Annotated in this window: 17 protein-coding genes; 4 read left to right on the top strand and 13 right to left on the bottom strand. The window is 40.7% G+C overall.

Features of this window, described 5'->3' with window-relative positions; genetic code table 11:
• Nucleotides 1–6: 6 nt before the first annotated feature.
• Genes LX92_RS10105 through panB form a run of 4 tightly spaced genes read right to left on the bottom strand, consistent with a single transcriptional unit; the run spans nt 7 to nt 2,598 of the window.
• A complete protein-coding gene (locus LX92_RS10105; RefSeq protein ID WP_223308366.1) occupies nt 7–531 on the bottom strand; it encodes a DUF4252 domain-containing protein in 525 nt (174 codons plus the stop codon).
• Between the two features lie 41 nt (nt 532–572).
• Nucleotides 573–1,265: an RluA family pseudouridine synthase gene (locus LX92_RS10100; RefSeq protein ID WP_109650189.1), complete on the bottom strand. Its 693-nt coding sequence runs from the start codon at nt 1,263–1,265 to the stop codon at nt 573–575.
• 2 nt (nt 1,266–1,267) lie between these two features.
• Nucleotides 1,268–1,750: a signal peptidase II gene (gene lspA / locus LX92_RS10095; RefSeq protein WP_109650188.1), complete on the bottom strand. Its 483-nt coding sequence runs from the start codon at nt 1,748–1,750 to the stop codon at nt 1,268–1,270.
• Nucleotides 1,751–1,779: 29 nt separating this feature from the next.
• Nucleotides 1,780–2,598 (bottom strand): 3-methyl-2-oxobutanoate hydroxymethyltransferase, encoded by an 819-nt coding sequence (gene panB / locus LX92_RS10090; protein ID WP_109650765.1) that lies wholly within the window; start codon nt 2,596–2,598, stop codon nt 1,780–1,782.
• Between the two features lie 135 nt (nt 2,599–2,733).
• Between panB and LX92_RS10085 the strand changes: the two genes are divergently transcribed.
• Together LX92_RS10085 and LX92_RS10080 are read left to right on the top strand one after the other, a co-directional pair.
• Nucleotides 2,734–3,192 (top strand): Cif family virulence factor, encoded by a 459-nt coding sequence (locus tag LX92_RS10085; protein WP_109650187.1) that lies wholly within the window; start codon nt 2,734–2,736, stop codon nt 3,190–3,192.
• A gap of 42 nt (nt 3,193–3,234) precedes the next feature.
• Nucleotides 3,235–4,170 carry a 3-keto-disaccharide hydrolase gene (locus LX92_RS10080; protein ID WP_109650186.1) on the top strand — a complete coding sequence of 312 codons (936 nt, stop codon included), beginning with the start codon at nt 3,235–3,237 and terminating at the stop codon, nt 4,168–4,170.
• 120 nt (nt 4,171–4,290) lie between these two features.
• On the opposite strand, the gene LX92_RS10075 is transcribed toward LX92_RS10080, so the two are convergent.
• The 6 genes from LX92_RS10075 to recG form a co-directional block, all read right to left on the bottom strand.
• On the bottom strand, nt 4,291–4,899 hold the full coding sequence (locus LX92_RS10075; RefSeq protein ID WP_109650185.1) for a hypothetical protein: 609 nt from the start codon (nt 4,897–4,899) through the stop codon (nt 4,291–4,293).
• 246 nt (nt 4,900–5,145) lie between these two features.
• The gene (locus LX92_RS10070) at nt 5,146–6,018 is read right to left on the bottom strand and encodes a pirin family protein (RefSeq protein ID WP_109650184.1); all 873 of its coding nucleotides are present in this window, start codon (nt 6,016–6,018) and stop codon (nt 5,146–5,148) included.
• Nucleotides 6,019–6,168: 150 nt separating this feature from the next.
• Nucleotides 6,169–9,444, bottom strand: a complete 3,276-nt coding sequence (locus LX92_RS10065) for a S41 family peptidase (protein WP_109650183.1) — start codon at nt 9,442–9,444, stop codon at nt 6,169–6,171.
• A 222-nt stretch (nt 9,445–9,666) separates the two neighbouring features.
• Nucleotides 9,667–10,038, bottom strand: coding sequence for a VOC family protein (locus tag LX92_RS10060; RefSeq protein ID WP_109650182.1), 372 nt, complete (start codon nt 10,036–10,038; stop codon nt 9,667–9,669).
• A gap of 19 nt (nt 10,039–10,057) precedes the next feature.
• A complete protein-coding gene (locus LX92_RS10055) occupies nt 10,058–10,822 on the bottom strand; it encodes an SOS response-associated peptidase (RefSeq protein ID WP_109650181.1) in 765 nt (254 codons plus the stop codon).
• A 358-nt stretch (nt 10,823–11,180) separates the two neighbouring features.
• Entirely contained in the window at nt 11,181–13,286 is a 2,106-nt protein-coding gene (gene recG / locus LX92_RS10050; RefSeq protein ID WP_109650180.1) for an ATP-dependent DNA helicase RecG, read from the bottom strand.
• A 359-nt stretch (nt 13,287–13,645) separates the two neighbouring features.
• On the opposite strand from recG, the gene LX92_RS10045 reads away from it, so the two are divergent.
• Nucleotides 13,646–15,664 carry a M1 family metallopeptidase gene (locus tag LX92_RS10045; protein ID WP_244915930.1) on the top strand — a complete coding sequence of 673 codons (2,019 nt, stop codon included), beginning with the start codon at nt 13,646–13,648 and terminating at the stop codon, nt 15,662–15,664.
• A complete protein-coding gene (locus LX92_RS10040; RefSeq protein ID WP_109650178.1) occupies nt 15,661–16,572 on the top strand; it encodes a patatin-like phospholipase family protein in 912 nt (303 codons plus the stop codon). Before LX92_RS10045 ends, LX92_RS10040 begins: the two co-directional genes overlap by 4 nt.
• A gap of 82 nt (nt 16,573–16,654) precedes the next feature.
• Here LX92_RS10040 and LX92_RS10035 read toward each other — a convergent pair whose 3' ends face one another.
• The 3 genes from LX92_RS10035 to LX92_RS10025 all read right to left on the bottom strand — a co-directional run bounded on the left by LX92_RS10035 (nt 16,655) and on the right by LX92_RS10025 (nt 19,651).
• Nucleotides 16,655–17,173, bottom strand: a complete 519-nt coding sequence (locus LX92_RS10035) for a DUF7935 family protein (RefSeq protein ID WP_109650177.1) — start codon at nt 17,171–17,173, stop codon at nt 16,655–16,657.
• 84 nt (nt 17,174–17,257) lie between these two features.
• The gene (locus LX92_RS10030; protein WP_109650176.1) at nt 17,258–18,034 is read right to left on the bottom strand and encodes a hypothetical protein; all 777 of its coding nucleotides are present in this window, start codon (nt 18,032–18,034) and stop codon (nt 17,258–17,260) included.
• Nucleotides 18,035–18,076: 42 nt separating this feature from the next.
• Nucleotides 18,077–19,651, bottom strand: a complete 1,575-nt coding sequence (locus tag LX92_RS10025) for an FMN-binding glutamate synthase family protein (protein WP_109650175.1) — start codon at nt 19,649–19,651, stop codon at nt 18,077–18,079.
• Nucleotides 19,652–19,705 lie beyond the last annotated feature (54 nt).

Here is a 19,705-nt window from a genome sequence, read left to right as displayed (position 1 = left end):
AAACACTTATTGATTTATTCCTGGGGTTTGTGCACTGAATTGTTGTATAAGTCCGTCACCCATTTTACCAAACTCATTGTTCTTTGCCATTTCACGTACTTTTACAGGGTCGAAATCCCCATTAAAATACAGGAATGATCCATTTAGATTGTCATTGTTGTAGATCAATATTTCCTTAACACTGTTCCGCTTTTCACGTATCGAAACTACATTTCTTTTCAACTCGTCGTTTTTGCGAAATACTTCAATAAAGGAATTCCCTGTAATACCATTCATTTGCTTGTTCAGAAATTGGGTTCTTGCCGGGGTGGCACTAGGAAATCGCATATAGCGTAAATCCTTGGTGTTGCCTACCAAGGACTGCATTTCGGGTGAAATACCGCTAACCAATGTCAACATAAATCGGGGAACGCGAATGGCCGTTACCTGATTATCGTCCTTATGGGCATTATAGAATGTGTCTATTGAACTATAGCTTCCACACGAAGTTATCAGAACAAGGCAGATAAGTAATAATCCTTTTTTAATCATGGTATAGTGTTTTGTGTCCGTACTAAAAGTAACAAAAAACATCAACAAGCGTTCCAAACGGGATCATTGGGTGTAGAAGCGATAATTTCCAAGGGTTCTTTTTGTACAGGATGAATGAACAATAACCTTCTCGCATGTAGATGGATACTACCATCTTTGTTACTGCGGTCAAAGCCATATTTCAAATCACCCTTTATAGGGCAGCCAATTGCCGATAACTGCGCCCTAATTTGATGATGGCGCCCCGTTTGTAAATCAATTTCCAACAAAAAGAAGTTGTCCAATTCTTTGATCAACCTGTAGGTTAGAATGGCCTTTTTACTATTCGATACTTCCTTGTTATTGGCATAGGACTTATTCTGTTTGGTATTGCGCCGCAACCATTGGGTAAGGGTGTCGAAATCTTTTGGAGGTCTATTTTTTACGATTGCCCAATAAGTTTTTTTAGCTTCCTTTTCGGCAAAAAGTTTATTCAGTCTTGGTAAGGCTTTTGAGGTTTTGGCAAAAACCACAATACCCGAGGTGGGGCGATCTAACCGATGTGGGACCCCCAAATAAACATTACCGGGCTTGTTGTATTTTTCCTTGATAAATTGCTTTACGACTTCGCTCAGTGGGGTGTCCCCGGTTTTATCCCCTTGAACAATATCGCCAGGGCGTTTGTTGATGACAATCAGATGGTTGTCTTCATGAAGAACCTGAAGGTTTTTCGGATTTGAGATTATCTTTGCCATCCTTAAATTGATAAATTTCTATATCTTATCGTTACAAATAGCAGCAAGAAAACCCCTATGGTTACAGAAACATCGGCCATATTAAAGATGCCGGTTTTAATGAACCCCAACTTTACCAGAAAAAAGTCGGTCACAGAGCCGTAGGCAATACGATCGATCAAATTACCGATACCACCCCCAATTACAAAGGCAAAAGCCAGTGCCAACCAACGATTCAGATTTGATTTTTGAATGGTCCTGGTCAGTAAAATCAATAATACGATTAAGGGAATCCCTTGTAGGAATATCATTTTTAGGGTAGGGGGCAAGCTTTGTCCAAATCCTAACATAGCCCCGGTATTCTCCACATTGGTCAAAATAAAATTGTCGTTCACCACCTGGATATAATCCATCGGTTCAACGTGTTTTCGAACAAGTTCTTTAGACAATTGATCGCACCCGACGTTCAAAAGCACAAAAATAACAATGCTTATTCGTTTTAACATGTACCTTGAATTGGTGAAAGAATTAAAAATCAATACTGTTCTTCATCATTTGGAAAATCCTTGCTTTTTACATCATCGACATATTGCGAAATGGCGTTACCCATTTCTTCATATAGATTCATATATCTTCGAAGGAATCTCGGGTTGAACTCATGGGTCATTCCTAAAAGGTCATGTATGACAAGTACTTGTCCGTCGGCATGTTTGCCAGCACCTATGCCTATGGTAGGGATGGAAATACTTTCTGAAACCCTTTTGGTCAGTTCTGCAGGTATTTTCTCAAGAACGATCGCAAAGCAACCCAAACGTTCCAATAATTTGGCATCGGCAATCAATTTTTTGGCCTCTTCCTCTTCCTTGGCCCTAACGGTATACGTTCCGAACTTATATATGGCTTGTGGGGTTAAGCCCAAATGTCCCATTACGGGAACACCGGCATTCAGTATTCTTTTTACCGATTCCTTGATTTCTTCACCCCCTTCGACTTTTACGGCATGGGCCCTGCTTTCTTTCATAATTCGAATCGCGGAACGCAAGGCTTCCTTGGGGTCACTTTGATAACTCCCGAAAGGGATGTCGACGACGACCAATGCCCTTTTTACCGCTCTCAAAACCGATGAGGCGTGATAGATCATTTGGTCCAGGGTAATGGGTAATGTGGTTTCGTAACCCGCCATGACATTACTGGCCGAATCCCCTACAAGGATTACATCGACCTTGGCTGCATCAACTATTTTGGCCATTGAGTAATCATATGCGGTAAGCATTGAAATCTTTTCACCGTGTTTTTTCATATCAACGAGGGACTTTACGGTAACCCTTTTGTATTCTTTTTTTGCTGTAGACATTGCATTTAATTTACAATCGATAAAAGTAATGATTTTGTAGTTGTTTAGGGGTTGATGGATTATGATTTTTATATTGACCATTATCCTGGTTGTCCTTTGTCTATTTTAACTTATTTTTGAAAGAAATAAGGGGATATGAAAAAATTGATACCACTGGTATTGCTTCTTGTTTTTATGGATATGGCAGCCCAAGTCAATGAAGAGGCCCAAATAAGGCACACCATTGAAGCTTTTTTTGAAGGCTTTCATTCCAAGGATTCCGTTTTGATGAAGCAATCGGTTATGGATGGGGTAATAGCCCAAACCATTGGTGCCTCAAAAGACGGTAAGGATGCCTTAAGGGCAGAGGATTTCAACACGTTTTTAAAATCAATAGTGCAAATTCCCGATTCGGTCGATTTTCAAGAACGAATAGTATCGTTCAACATACAGATCGATGGTGCTATGGCGAATGCATGGACACCCTATGAATTCTGGTATAATGGCAATTTTAGCCACTGCGGGGTAAATTCATTCCAATTGTTCAAGGATAACGGAAATTGGAAAATCATTTACCTTATCGATACTAGGAGAAGGGAAGGTTGTGAACAATAGAATATTTTTAACATTAAGGAAACCTAATAAATACATAGTACAATGAATATTAAAAAGCTAAGAATAGTAGCGGTTGTTATGCTCGTTACACTTTCATTCCAATTAAGTGCACAAGAAGGGAAATCGATTGAGGGAAAATGGAATTTAACCATCTCACAAGACGGGAAGCAACTTCCTTCCTGGTTAGAGATCAGCCATTCGGGCTTTAATACATTGGTGGGGCGTTTTGTTTATGCTTTTGGAAGTGCAAGACCTATAGCAGAGGTGAAATTGAACAAAGGTAAATTCAGTTTTGCCATACCACCGCAATGGGAACCGGGTAAACGGTATATGGAGTTCGAGGGGATAATGGAAGGAGATCTACTAAAGGGTAAAATGGTCTATACCGATGGTAAGACATATGAATGGACAGGGACCAGGGCACCTAAGTTGGCCTATAATCCCCAACCCGTATGGGGAGCGCCGAAAGCACTGTTCAATGGTAAAAATCTAGAAGGATGGCATGCCGAGGGTGAAAACCAATGGAAGGTGAAAAACGGTGTTCTTACCAGTGAAAAATCAGGGGTCAATTTAATTTCCGATGAAAAATTCGACGATTTTAAATTACATATTGAATTCCGTTATCCTGAGGAAAGTAATAGCGGTATCTATCTTCGGGGAAGATACGAGGTGCAAATTGCCGATAACAAAGGATTGGAACCTTCAAGTATTTATTTTGGAGGTATATACGGTTTTCTTACCCCTAATGAAATGGCGGCGAAAGCAGCAGGGGAGTGGCAAGCGTATGACATTACCTTGATCGGAAGACGGGTGACCATCGTAGCCAACGGAAAAGAAATAATCACCAATCAAAATATACCGGGAATGACTGGTGGTGCTTTGGATAATAACGAGGCTGAACCAGGGTCATTCTTAATTCAAGGTGATCACGGACCCGTGGAATTCAGAAGTATTGTGGTTACCCCAGCTCTCGATTAGGGCCTTCTTAGGGTACGAAAAAGGCGTCGAGATAATTTCTCTTGGCGCCTTTTTTGTATATACACGCAAAGTACCGCATCTGGGAACGGAAAGTTAAACGACTGGGCAAGAAAGCCATATTTAAGAATCTTTATAAAGATGCTCACATGTGGGACAAATGCTTAAGTTGGAATTGATCGGTAATTTTTCTACCCAATTCGGTACCCAGTCCCATAAATCAGGTTTATCGGCACGCTGTGTATGTCTACAATTGCTACATTGATTAATACGGTTGTTCGGTTGGGTGTATCTTTCGATAATGACTTCAAAGGTTTTGATGTTCATTTGGTCCATGGGTAATTTGAATACTTCCGTATTTACAATCAACACCCCTGATTTATCCAGTAAGGGATAAACGGTTTGATGATAAAAACGATAGAACTCATTGCTAGAGCATTGGTACTCATGATGCCAGGTTTCCCCGGTTCGTATTACCTTCTTATAATTCTTTTGAAAGAAGAGTTTAAGCCAAACACCTTTGATCGATTTTAAATAGGGACTGCCAAGGGAAAGATTTTTTAATGCTCTTCCTTCAAATTGGTTGTCTTTCGCAAAATGGGACCAAGCAGGATTGAAATATATGAATTTTAGCTCTTTGGATAAGGCGTAAATAGGGTACTTACTGTTTTCAAGGACTTGTAAATTAAAACCCTTAATCTTGTCTAAAAAGTCCTCGTTATATCTTTTCATGCGATTTTACATTTTGTGAAACCGCTTTAAAGATGGTTCATTTGAAAAAATCTTCATTTGGAGTTGGTTGGTTGTTAAAAAAGATATTTAATAGTACAACAAAAAAACTGATTCACACCTTTGGATTCCATCAAAATTTCACGTTGGATATTATTTGGTTGCCCATAAGAACCAATGGTACAATAATTCAGGTTCTATAGCTTGAAGGACAATTGAAAATCAGGTTTCTTCGAATTAAGGCCTAGATTATTCTTCTATCAAAATCCCCATTTTTCCCATTTGATAATCGCGCATAGCTTCTAAAATCTCTGTTTCGGAATTCATGACGAAAGGTCCTTGTTGTACCATTTTCTCGTTTAGGGGTGCACCGCAAAGGATTAGGAATTCGGTTGCATCCATAGTTTCGACGGTAATCTGATCCCCTTCATTCTCAAAGACCACCAAACATTCTTTTTCAACCTTACCATAATTTTTAAGCTTTATTTCACCATTTATGGTGTAGAGCATGGCATTAAAACCTTTAGGAAGATCGAAAGTCCCTTTCCCTGGGCCATGGGCTGTGGACCAAAGAATGAGTAATTCGCTCTCAGCAATGATTTTACCTTTAAGGTCACCATAAGTGCCAGTAATTAATTTGGTGCAAACCTGATTGTCCCCCGAATGGAATTTCGGGATTTCATCTTCAGGAATATATTGGTATTTGGGTGGTTGCATTTTCTTTGCAGCCGGACTGTTTATCCAAAGCTGGACAAACTCATTGTATTCATTTTGGTCGACTAGTTTTTGGGAGGGGCGTTCACTGTGTATGATACCCGAACCGGCATGCATCCATTGGACTTCTCCTTTCTTTGCGATTTGATTATTGCCACGGCTGTCCCGATGATGAATTTCACCATTGACAATAAAGGTCACTGGTGAAAAACCCCGATGCGGGTGCGGCCCGATGCCTTGGTGAATCGCTTTCCCATGTTTTCTATACTTCAATTTCCCATGATGTAATAATAGAAATGGATCAACTTGGTTCACTTTCGTGGTAGGTAGGGCTTGTTTAATGGGGATACCTCCCATATCTATGGTAAATACAGGGATTAAAGTCCTTACTTTTTTATTTGTACTCATGATTGTTCTGATAATTTAAAAAAACAATATTCTTAGGACGGTCTTATCCATACGGATATTTGATCCTGTTAAACAATATTACGATACAACATCTAATTGGTTAGCCGAATTGATTTTTGGAAGTTATCTGTTAAGAAACTACCCAAAAGGCTAATTCCGATTTTCATAATTGGGTCTGGACGGTGTTTTAAAGTTGGTGGGACTATCAAGTAATCGAAGAACCTCCTTAATGGCGGCCTCTAATTGTACATCTATCCCATTCGCCAATTTTTGAAAATCCTCAACTACTTCGATATCGGGGTCAACACCATGGCCTTCTTTAAACCATTCACCGTTTGGATCGTACATTCTAAAAGTAGGAACGGTTATTCTTCCATTATCGATCAAACCGGGTGCACCTGAAATTCCGATAAGTCCGCCCCAAGTTCGGGTACCGATCAATGGACCAATACCTCTCTTTTTGAAATAATCGGGAAAAGCGTCACCTCCAGATCCACTAAAGCCATTAATAAGCATGACTTTTGGACCAAAATTTCCCGAGGGTGGCCAAGCCCAGTCTTTTCCATCCCTAACAGCCCAGAAGGCCAAGGGCTCGCGATCTAAAAGCTCTACGAATCGATCAGGAATTTGTCCCCCACTATTGAATCTCTCATCAATAATCAAACCTTCCTTGTTCATTTGAGCGTAGAATTGCCGTACCAATTCATTCTGACCATCAAGTCCGGTACTGCGAACATAGACATAGCCTATTTTCCCATTGGTGGCTTTTTCAACTTGTTTGCGATTGTTCTCGATCCAGGCCAAATGACGCAACCTGGTTTCAGATGCCATCAATTTTATAATATGTTTTTTGGCGTTGGTCAGCGAGGGCGTGCTATTGGTAGTTATTTGGACGGTGGCATCGGCCAACCCCTGAAAGGCCTCGAAGATTGGTTTGGCAATGTCAATAGGACGCCCATTCACTGCTAGAATATAATCATTTTCGCTGATGTTTATTCCAGGTTTAGCAAGGGGTGATCGCACTTCAACGTCCCAGGGGGCACTTGAGATTATTTTTTTGATTCTATATTTTCCGTTCTCTAGGGCTATGTCAGCCCCTAAATACCCCACATTCATCATATCGGCGTTTTTTGTATCACCTCCGCCGGTATAGGTATGGGAGGCATTGAGTTCCGCTATCAAATCCCCAATGATAATATTAACGTCATTCCGTGTGTTCGATTGGTCAATCAACTGCCCGTATTTTGTTCTCATCGCATTCCAATCCACACCATGCATACCGGGATCATAAAAATAATCTCGCTCAAACCTCCAGACATCATTGAATATCTGTTTCCATTCATCCTGGGGTGTTATATACATGACCATATCTTGTGTTGGTACTGTTTTGTCTATTTTTTGATCGGCCTTAATTTCCAATACTGCAAGTTTTTTTTCTTGGTTGACCAGAATTTTTGTGCCATCTGCAGAAACCTCAAAATCGTTAACTTTTGAAATAATGTTTTTTACTTCCCTTTCTTCGAAATCATAGTAATCCAAGGATGGGAAGGTATCTTCCGGCGCCCCTGAATTAGGAAAACGTGTAAACAGCAGTTTACCTTCAATTGCGGCTAGGTTCCCTAAATTACCAGAGGGAATGTCCAACATCTCTACGCGATTCTCGAATCCTACAATGTCAATTGTGGTCTTAGGTACTTCTTTTTTAGCATCCCCATCGGTGTCTTCATCTTTTTTCTTCTTTGATTTTCCTTCCTTTTCGTCTTTATTCCCGTCTTCTTTCAATAGTTCGATCGAATCATTTTTCAACGCCAACAAAGAACTTACTGTTTTGTTTAAGGTTGCCACGGCAATACTTGTTGTATTGGGGTAGATGAATGTGTTGTCGAGGTCTGAATAAACGGGCTCGAATGTTCTATTGGTCGTAAAAAAAAGATACTTTCCATCGGCACTGAAGGTCGGTGAATTATCGGAATAGTATCCCGAAGTAAGTTGGGACAGTTTGTTGTTGGCCGTATTGAATGCGAAAATCGCAGTGGTCGATGGATTCTCTGTACCACGGGCATAAGCAAACCATTTACTATCAGGGGTCCATGTTACCCGGAAATTTTCCAAACCTCCTTCAAACATATATTTACCCTTGTCGGCTTGTATGACCTTACCGGTAGCTACATCCAAATAATTAATTCCCATGGCTTGATCTACATATGCGATCTTTTTGCTGTCAGGGGACCAATGAATGGAATAATTGAATCCGTTTTTGAAATCAGTGACCATTCTTGGCGATTGTTCCCCGGTCATATCATGTAGATATAATTGATACTCGCCACTAGAATCACTCCAATAGGCAACATGTTTACCATCTGGTGACCAAGCTGGTTTCCGTTCGGCACTTCCAGATGTTCTTGTGATGTTTTCTGTGAAACCTTCGTTCGCGGGTAAATTGAACAATTCCCCCCTCGCCTGGACAATGACCCTATTGCCGTCGGGGGATAGGGTAGTGTTTTGGATGAATGAAGCTACTCTCTTTTGTTGTGGAATCCGTCCTTTTTGATCCGAAACCACTTGAATTTCAACTTCTGAAATGGTATTTGATGATAGTTTATACAGGTATAATTTCCCACCTGCCTCGAATACGATATCATCAGGCCCACTCTCCGGGAAGGTTATGTCAAAGTCCGTAAATTTGGTCAGCTGGGTATTTGATTTTGTTGCTAGGTCATACTTCCACAAATTATTTCTTTTGTTGGGACCATTATCGGACATATAGTAAATGACATCCCCATTCCACATGGGTAATTCATCATTTGCGTCAGTATTGGTTATGTTTTCGGTACTAAAGGTGTTCAGGTCAAAAACAGAAATATCGGGTGCCGTGCCACCGCGGTATCTTTTCCAATTTCTGTTTACCCTAGATCTATCCGTATAAGCTACTTTTTGACCATTGGGGGAAAAGGAGGCAAATTCTCCATAGGGTATGGGGAGTTTTTTGGGTGAACCCCCATGTCTTGAAACGGTATAAAATTGATTATAGCGTTGACGACCACTCTCTCTGGATGATGCGAATAGAATGGAATCACCATCCGGGGTCCAACCTAAAACCCGATCAAACTGTCCGTGAAAAGTCAATCGTTGGGGGATACCTCCATGTATATCAATTAGGTATACATCGCTATTTCCATGGTAGTTAGCGGTAAAGGCCACTAGGCTTCCATCGGGGGAAAAGCGTGGATAACTTTCAACTCCTTCAGGGGAACTTAGTTGATGGGCAAGGCCACCGGATTTGGGAACGATCCATACGTCATCACCATAAATAAAAGTAATATGTGTTTTGGAAACATCGGGATGTTGTAGTAATTGGGCACTAATTTGCGCATTTGTTGATTCAATTAGGCAAAAAAGCAGTAAAAGCAATGGGATATTTTTCATGTCGTATTCGAATTAACTAAGTAGATGAAAAGGTAATAAATAAAATCCGATTGCCACTCATTATATGGTTTTCGGACCAAATTGAAAGGGTGTATTATACCGGTATTTCTTTATGATAGCATTAATTGGGGGTTATTAGATGGCACGGCAAGGAAATGTACCTATTGATCATGATCCGTAAGACGTTTGCCAAAACAAATAAACGAGTAATCAATAGTTGAGCTATACATGCTGATCTATAAGAATGGTGTTTCCATCAGGGTCCGTTAACATGATGCTTGCCGGACCAGAACCGTTTTGGTCGGTCTCTTGAAGTAAGGCTATACCTTTTTGTTTTAAGTTACTTTGGATTTCCCTTACATCAGCAAAAGACTCCAGTTTGTTGGCGTTAGCGTCCCAACCCGGATTAAAGGTTAGTATATTGTTTTCGAACATACCCTGAAAAAGCCCCACAAGGGTGTCGGCATTTTTCATGATAAGGTAATTATGTTCCATATCCCCCCCAAAAACCGTGAAACCCAAATTCCCATAAAAGTGTTTTGAAGCCTCAAGATCCTTAACATTGAGACTTACCGAAAAAGCTCCTAATTCCATATCCTTTTTAATTTATTGATTAATATTCTTGATTGTTAAATTCCAGCTCGGCATATTCAAATGGTTGGGAGATTTCTTTTACGTTGCCTAGATATTCCTTTCCTCTTAATCGCCTTACCGTGTAGGCTTCGAGTTCATCATCCGTATATGATTCGATAAGTTTTTCAATAGTGTTTTGTGCTATAGGGCTTACCCATTGGTCAATACGCCCATGGGTAAGGATCAAAGGCATTCGAGCCTCTTTTAGTTTGGGGTTATTATGGATTTTAGCCATAAGGGAATTGCCTTTGGTGGTCACTATAGTGAAGGTTATCGAGGTGCCCCCTTCATTATTTTCACATTCGCTCCATAATCCGGCCAATGCCATAGGTTCATTGTTTTTTCGATGGACAAAAAAAGGATAGGTCTTGCCCTTAAAATGATGGTGTTCGTAAAATCCATCGATATAGATGATACAGCGATTGTTATGGGCAGCTGTTTTAAAAGCCGGTTTTTCAAAGATGGTTTCCCCGCGGGCATTTAGGGTGCTATTCCATATTTTTTTGCGTTGTTCCTCATCATGAACCCAAAAGGGAACAAGTCCCCATGTTGCCACCTCAGGAAAATTGGGGGAACGGTCGGTATAGATAAGTAAATCAGGATGGCTAAAACCCGAGGCATGGTGTATGGGCAGGTCAGTGAAGGGAATTAATTTTTCCAAAATCTCTTCCACAGCCACATAATCCTGATCTTTTTTGGCTTTCGCCAATTGGCCTTCCAGACTAGCTTTTATATCATAGCACATGGGTAAATGGTAAAAAGGGTTTTTGTTTTCACTTCACACTATGTTTTTTTGGGGTTTTCATACTCTTAGGACAAAAGATCAATGGCAGTAATGAATATGGAAAAACCATGTAATCCATTATCGTCCCAAACTTTTCAACGTAGTGATGCTTAGGGAAAGTTAAGAATTTATCCGCTACTTATGATGATCGCTGCTTAAATCCATGGAAATTAAAGGTTTGGGTGATTGGATAATGGTGGAACACCCCTATTTTGATTAACAGCCAAAGGCTCGTAGGTAACGAAGTGAATATATTATAGTTTATAAAAGACGATAACACTTGGGATATGCCAAACCGATTTATATCCAAGGAATTGATTCAACTAATATAATTCCAGATATTCTTTTGTTTGACTATTTGGGCATAGGTATGTCGAAGTATTAAATTTTCAGGTTTTTCAAGTCCCGGGTCTTCTTTTAGGATTTTTATGGCGTAGTGTCGGGCGGTCTTGAGAATATCATTGTCCTTTACGATGTCGGCAATTCTTAAGTTTAGGATGCCACTTTGTTGGGTGCCCATTAAATCCCCGGGTCCCCGTAGTTTTAGATCGACCTCGGCAATTTCGAATCCGTCGTTGGTGCGTACCATGGTTTCCAGTCGGGTCTTGGCTTCGGAGGACAGTTTGTGGCTGGTCATTAAAATACAATAACTCTGGTCGGCACCACGACCTACACGGCCCCGTAACTGATGTAATTGGGACAATCCGAAACGTTCAGCACTTTCGATGATCATAACTGAGGCATTGGGAACATTCACGCCGACCTCAATGACCGTAGTGGCTACCATTATCTGGGTTTCTCCCTTAACAAAACGTTCCATTTCATAATCTTTGTCCGCAGGTTTCATTTTACCGTGAACAATCGAAATTTGATATTCAGGAAGCGGAAAATCCCTTGCGATACTTTCATAACCATCCATCAAATCCTTGTAATCCAAGGCCTCTGATTCTTGGATCAGCGGGTAGACCACATAAATCTGACGTCCTTTTTTAATTTCATCCTTGATAAATCCAAATACCTTAAGGCGATTTGAATCGTAGCGATGTACGGTCTTAATGGCCTTACGTCCGGGTGGGAGCTCATCAATGACCGAAATGTCCAAATCCCCGTACAGGCTCATCGCCAAGGTTCTGGGAATCGGGGTAGCCGTCATAACCAAAATATGTGGGGGAAACTCATTTTTATGCCATAATTTGGAACGTTGCGCTACACCAAATCGATGTTGTTCATCAACGATGGCTAGACCCAGATTTTTGTATTTTACTTTGTCTTCCAATAGGGCATGGGTACCGATAAGAATGTGCAATTCCCCACTTTCAAGCTGCTGATGGATGATGTTGCGTTCCGATTTTTTCGTAGAACCCGTCAATAGTGCAATTCGCACCCCCATATCTTCCAAAAGTTCCTTGATACCATTAAAATGTTGATTTGCCAGGATTTCAGTGGGAGCCATTAAACAGGCCTGATAATCATTGTCTATCGCCAATAGCATGGTCATTAATGCCACAATGGTTTTTCCTGATCCCACGTCACCTTGCAATAATCGGTTCATCTGGGCATTACTCCCCAAATCGGCCCTTATTTCCTTAATCACCCTTTTTTGCGCATTGGTCAACTCAAAAGGCAGATGGTTCTTGTAAAAATCATTGAAACGTTCACCTACTTGGTCAAAATTAAACCCTTTTATTTTTTGCTTTCGCAACATTTTTTTTGAAATCAACTGAAACTGTAGATAGAACAATTCCTCAAATTTCAAACGAAATTGGGCCTTGGCCAAAAGGGCTTGGTCTTTGGGAAAATGGATATTGAACAAGGCTTCACTCTTAGTGATTAGTTTTAAGTCGTGCAATAAACTGTCGGAAAGGGTTTCCCTGAACCTCGCTTTGGTTTCAATAAACAGTTGTTGTTGTAATTTATTGATGACACGATTGGTGATGCCGCTATTCCCCAATTTTTCCGTAGAGGGATAAATGGGCTGCATCGTAATTTTAAGACCTTTTTCATGCTCTGTCAACAATTCCATTTCAGGATGGGGCATTGAGAACTTTCCGTTATACCAATTACATCGCCCAAAAATGACATAAGGTATATTTAGCTTTAGATTTTCCCGTATCCATTTTTGACCCCGGAACCATACCAATTCCATTTCACCCGTATCATCGACAAAGGTGGCCACCAGACGTTTCCCTTTCTTTTGTTCCACGGTTTTTAAGTGAATGATTTTCCCAACAATCTGAACATCGGCATTACTGCGTTGTAATTGCCCGATCGTATAGTATTGGGTTTTGTCGATATATCGGTTGGGAAAAAGGTTCAGTAGGTCTTGATAAGTGCCAATACCTAACTCCGACTGCAATATTTGGGCCCGATGCGGGCCTACACCTTTAAGGTAGGTAATGGGAGTCTGAAGAAAATTGGCATTCATCCGATAAAAATAAGCGTATTGGGATTTAGATGCAATTTTAGTGATTGGTGATTTCGGTCTATGGTAGAATTCGCATATGGAAAAGCAAAGCGGATAAGTTGTTTTGTTGCCCGATATTGGGGTTTCTTGGTGATTCCGAGCGAGTGGTAGCGACGAGGGATCACATCCTGCTTAGGTAAAAGATAATGGTATGGAGTTGCTTGTGCGATTTCCCAGTCGTTCCTCCTTCGAAATGTCTTTGGGGTCTCTAACGACATTTGATAAAAACATTGTAATTTTATGGTATGTTTGGACGATTTTTCTTCCTGTGTCTATGTAGTATTTCCACAACTTGTTTGTTTGCCCAACATCAGGATAAAGTGGACTTTATCCATGCAGCGGTGAGCATCAAGCCATTGGTAGAACAAAAAGTCATTCAAGGGTCTGTGGTTTATCACTTCAAAGTAAAACAGGATGTAGATTCCGTTTTCTTGGATGCCCAGGATATGACATTTAATTCAGTCTTGTTGAACCATAAAAAAACAACCTTCAAGACCTCCAAAACTAAAATATCAATTTATAAGAATTTTAAAAGGAACAGGAGCTATTCCTTAACCTTGCACTATGTTGCCAAACCCCAACAGACGGTTTACTTTATTGATATGGATGACCATTTAAAAGGTAATGGGCAGGTCTGGACCCAAGGACAGGGGAAATACACCAGCCATTGGTTGCCCAGTTTTGACGATATGGAAGAGAAGGTGGAATTTGACCTGAATATTTCATTTGATCCGGAATATGAGGTAATTGCCAACGGTGTTCTTAAAAAAGTCAGGGCGAAAGATGGACTTAAAACCTGGTCATATGATATGCGTGAACCCATGAGTAGTTATTTGTTGTCCTTTGCAATCGGAAAATACAGCAAGCAACAATTAACGGCCACGAGTGGTATTCCTATTGAGAATTATTATTACCCCAAAGACAGTCTAAAAGTAGAACCTACCTACCGGTATACCAAGTCAATTTTTGACTTTTTGGAGCAGGAGATAGGTGTACCCTATCCTTGGCAGAATTATAAACAGATTCCTGTGAAGGATTTTTTATACGCAGGAATGGAAAATACAGGAACAACCATTTTTTCCGATGGGTATGTTATTGATTCCATCGCATTTGTTGATAAGAATTACGTGAATGTCAACGCGCATGAACTGGCCCATCAATGGTTTGGGAATTTGGTTACGGAAAAAAACGGGAGCCATCATTGGCTGCACGAAGGGTTTGCCACCTATTATGCTTATTTGGCTGAAAAGGAAATTTTTGGGAATGATTATTTCTATTGGAAGCTTTATGATTCGGCCCAACAATTGAATGAACAGGCCAAAGAAGGGAAAGGGGAGGCTTTGACCAATCCCAAGGCAAGTAGCCTTACCTTTTATGAAAAAGGGGCCTGGGCCTTAGTCATGTTGCGTAATCAGGTAGGGGATGATGCTTTTAAAAATGGGGTTAAGAATTATTTGGGGAAATACCGATTTCAGAATGTTACCATTGATGATTTTATAAGGGAAATGGAATTGGCAGCGGATATGGATCTTAGTCCATTTAAGAAACTATGGTTAGGTTCAACCACTTTTCCGATGGAAAAGGTAAAGGACTTTTTGACAACGGAATCATCCGCTGTGGCCGGTTTTATAAAACTAAAATGGGCGTTGACCACAAGTTTGAAAGACAAGAAGAACATTATTGAAAAATATTGGGATGAATTTGATAATGAGGAATTTAGGGCTCGGTTGGTTTTGAGGAACCATAAGCAATTCCCCCCAGAACTCATCCAATCTGCGTTTGACAGCAAATCCATCAAAATAAGACAGGCCTTGACTTTGGCCTATTCCAAGATTCCCTTGGCACTCAAAAAGGAGTATGAATCCTTATTGGAGGATGAAAGCTATATCACCCAAGAAAATGCATTATATCGATTATGGATTTCATTTCCCCAAGATAGGGGTCGGTATTTGGACAAGACCAAGGGTGTGATGGGTTTGCCCAATAAAAATGTGCGCTTACTATGGTTGTTATTGGCGTCACTGACCAAGGATTATGATGATGATTCAAAGGAAGCATATCTTTCAGAACTGTATGGGTATACTTCTCCAAAGTATTCTATGGAAACCCGTCAGACGGCTTTTGGAATCATTGGGGACGTTCTTGAATATACGGATCAGAACATATTGGATCTGGTCAATGCCTGCGTGCATCATTCTTGGCAGTTTCGTAAATATGCCAGAGGTTTACTTGATACCCTTCTAAAGGTTGATGGTCAAAGAAATCGTATCATAGGCCTAACAAAAGGGATGAATGATGACGAACTTCGCTATATTAGGACCAAATTGAGTCTGCAATGAGAGCAATGGTCATATCGGGAGGAGGAAGCAAAGGTGCTTTCGCAGGGGGTGTCGCCGAATATTTAATGAAAGGGTTAAACCATTCCTATGATCTTTTTTTAGGAACTTCCACGGGTAGTTTGTTAATCTCCCATTTGGCCCTTCAAAAAATCGAAAAGATAAAAGAAGTCTATACCTCGGTGAACCAAAATAGTATTTTCAGTAACTGTCCTTTTGTTATTCAAAAAAAACATGGGGTTGAAACCATCGGAATTGACCATTGGAATGTTCTTAAGAATTTCTATAGGGGTAGTAAAACTTTTGGGGAGAGTAAAAACCTACTAAAATTAATCAAGAATACGCTTACGGAGGAAGAATTCCACATGCTCAAGAACGGACCAAAGGATATTGTCGCTACGGTTTCCAACCTATCGATGAATCAAGTGGAATATAAATCGATCAACGATTTTAACTACGAAGAATTCTGTGAATGGATTTGGATTTCCTGTAACTATACCCCCTTTATGAGTTTGGTCAGAAAAAACGGGTGTGAATATGCCGATGGTGGACTCGGGTCCATGGTCCCTATCGAAGAGGCCATAAAACGTGGGGCAACGGAAATAGATGCGATTATTTTACAGACCGAGACCACGATGTTCAATCGTTTGCCTTCAAAGAATGCCTTTGCTTTGCTGACGTCTATGTTTGCCTTTATGTTGGACCGTATTGAAGGTCAGAACATTCGTATAGGTAAGTATGTGGCGAACCACCAGGGAGCGGTTATCAATTTTTATTATACTCCGGCAGTGCTCACAACCAATTCATTGATTTTCAACAAGGAAAAAATGACTACATGGTGGGCGAGTGGCTATAATTTCGCCAAATATAAGAATTTGGAGACCTCCCAGTTGGAACTTGATGCGGATTGATTTCCCATCGTCGTTCGATTGAACTCCATCAACACGAATGCAATGGAGCCACAATTTTACAGTACGTAGTTCTTGAAGGCTTCTACCACAGTTCCCCTATTTCCTTTTTTACATACGAAAGGGCAGTGGCTGAAGGGGATTGCTTGTCCATTGTTTGGTTAAGAACGTCTTCTCGAAGTTTGTCCGCCGAATCGGTTTCGCTCAAGGCAGCCTTACGAATCATTTGAATGGTTGCGCTTTTGGCAGCCTTAATGATGTTCCAACATTCATCCGACAAATAAATCTGTTGTGATAGGTTGTGTTCAAACTCATTTTCGATAGTACGTATCAAAAGGTTTTCGTAATCGTTCTTATCAGCTGTTTTCGGTGCTACGCGAACGACAAGACTCGGTATGGCGATTCGCTCTAGAAACAAAGCCATCCGTTCATAGGCCTGCAATCGTATGGGAAGCGTATTTAGCTGAGAATCCTTATGTAAAAGATACCGCCGACGGCCTTCCTCATTATTGGTGTGCATTCTAAAAAAATAAAAAGAAATTGCCCCTACGACTACTGAGGGTAATAGATAAGCAAATAATTGAAAGATTTGATCTCCTGTCATTTTAATTGGTATTTAGCTCGGTTTACGCAATTTAAAACGCAGGTTTTTTTGAAAAAGTATATACGATTTCAATAAGCCTCCAAATTAGTTCGATGCTTTCATATGCTCTTTAACCATATCATAAAACCGTGCATAATCTGGATGTATGACTAGGTTGATACCTTCCTTGAAATTACCATCCTTACCCAAGGTTTGAATCCTATTGGAGGCAATCGAGAACTGTTTTTGAAGAAGGGAACCAATAGCGGATGCCTGATCGGCTGCCAAATCCAACTCTCCGGTCATACTTAATCCTTCAATAGTCAAAGACACCTTTGGATTTGTTTTTAGGATGTTCCCTATCTTCTCTAACCATGCTGTACCTTCAGCCGTTATGGTCGTGCCTGTGGTATTTCCAAATATGGATTCCAACTTTGATGCAATGATCACAGAACCATTGGCAATACCTATTTTTGCATTTTCCCCAAGTGATTGTTTGGCATTGGTCAATACCACAACCGATGTTGAATCGTTTGAGGCGATGCTATTGTTGATGGCCTTTAACTGATTTTCCTTCTGCTCCAGTTTAGCCATCACTTTATTGATGTTTTCAGAATTTTTATTCGAAACTTCAGCAAAACTGTTTAGATTTTTAAGTAGGGTGGCATTGGCATCCTGTAATTCCTTAACCTGGGACTCGAAGGATTCTGCCCGGGCTAAGCCTACTTTTTCATTTTTTTTGGCTTTTATAACAATAGCTTTTGTAGAGTCCAATTCCGTTTTAAGTGATGCAATCTCGGCAATCAGGTCACTTTTTCGCTGTGCGAAAATAGAAGTAGTGGAAATCAGGATTAGGGTTAGGCTAAGTAAAATTTGTTTCATAAGGCTTAATGGGTAATTTTAATAATTAAACGCAAAAGTATACTATTTGGGAATGTCATGAAAATCTTGTCCACCTAAGAATTCACAAGCATATAGTTCATGCATGCTTTTGAAAGGTACTTTCGATTTTTCATATCCGTATGTTGATTTTAGGTCACTATGTAAGAAATCATCATCAACATTGACTTGTATATCATCCATGGTAAATTGGCAAGGGTGTTCATAACCCGCTGCATGGGTAATTTCAATCAGTTCTTTTCTGAAAGTCTTGAAATATTGTGCCAATCGGTCCGATTTAAGGGGTACATGAATACCGCCTTGAAGCCATTTATTTTGTGTGGCCACTCCAGACGGACACCGGTTGGTATGGCAAACCTGTGCTTGGATGCATCCAATGCTCATCATGGCCTCTCGGGCAACATTGATGCAGTCTACGCCCATAGCGAAGGCCATAGCGGCTTTGGCGGGGAATCCCAGTCTTCCGCTCCCGATAAAAACAATCCTATCGGTTAATTTCTTGTCCAAGAACATTTTGTACAGGCTTGAAAATCCGTATACCCAGGGAAGTGATACATGATCGGCAAAACTCGGTGGGGCAGCACCTGTGCCACCTTCACCTCCATCTACCGTAATGAAATCAGGTCCTTTGCCTGTTTTGATCATAAGATCGGCCAATGCTTCCCACTGGTCCAATTTTCCTATCGCTCCCTTTACCCCAACAGGTAATCCAGTTTGTTCTGCAATATCCTCAATGAGTTGTAGCAGCTCAGGAATGGTGTCAAAAGCTTTGTGGGTGGCAGGGGAGAGGACATCCTTGCCCACTTCAACCCCTCTGATCTTAGCAATTTCCGGAGTTATCTTGGCACCTGGTAGAACACCGCCCTTACCAGGCTTGGCACCCTGTGAAAGTTTAATTTCAATGGCTTTGATACATGGGTTTTCATTGACCAATACCTTTAATTTTTCCATGGAGAAATTACCGTCATCACTACGAACACCAAAATAACCCGTCCCGAAATGAAAAATGATATCCCCTCCTTTTTTATGATAAGGTGATAGGCCTCCTTCCCCTGTATTATGGTAGGCTCCGGCTTTGGCAACACCTAGGTTCAGGGATTCAACCGCCGCTGCGGAAAGCGAACCGAAACTCATTGCGGATACATTTATGGCCGATCCCGGTCTAAATGGTTTTCTGCGTTTGTTGTAACTACCGATGACCTTGGCACAGGGCAAAAAGCATTTGTCCTTGGCGTTGGGATGGTCAGGCCCGATCTTATAGGCCATCATTTGGTTTTTTACGAAGATATGTTGGTGGGCGTAAATATCCCTGTCCGTTCCAAAGCCCTCATAATTGTTCTCCCTTTTGGCGGAGGCATATATCCAACTTCGCTCTATACGGTTAAAGGGTAGTTCTTCCCGATTGTTCGCCACAAAATATTGTCGCATTTCCGGGCCAATACTTTCCAACCAATAACGTAAATGCCCCACAATCGGAAAGTTATGCGAAATGGTATGGGCACTTTGAAAAAAAATATCCCGGATGGCTACGATCAATATGATGATAAGCATCCACATCCACCAAGAAATATTACCTAAAACACTAAGAAAAGAATCCATGAGTAATTAATTATGACTTAATAATCTTAAAATTCAGGTCTAGATTGTCTCTGA

Origin of the sequence: Maribacter polysiphoniae (genome assembly GCF_003148665.1) — a bacterium.
Taxonomy (GTDB): Bacteria; Bacteroidota; Bacteroidia; order Flavobacteriales; family Flavobacteriaceae; genus Maribacter_A; species Maribacter_A polysiphoniae.
The sequence above is the reverse complement of the archived record's forward strand: the minus strand, read 5'-3'. Positions and strand labels throughout refer to the sequence as shown.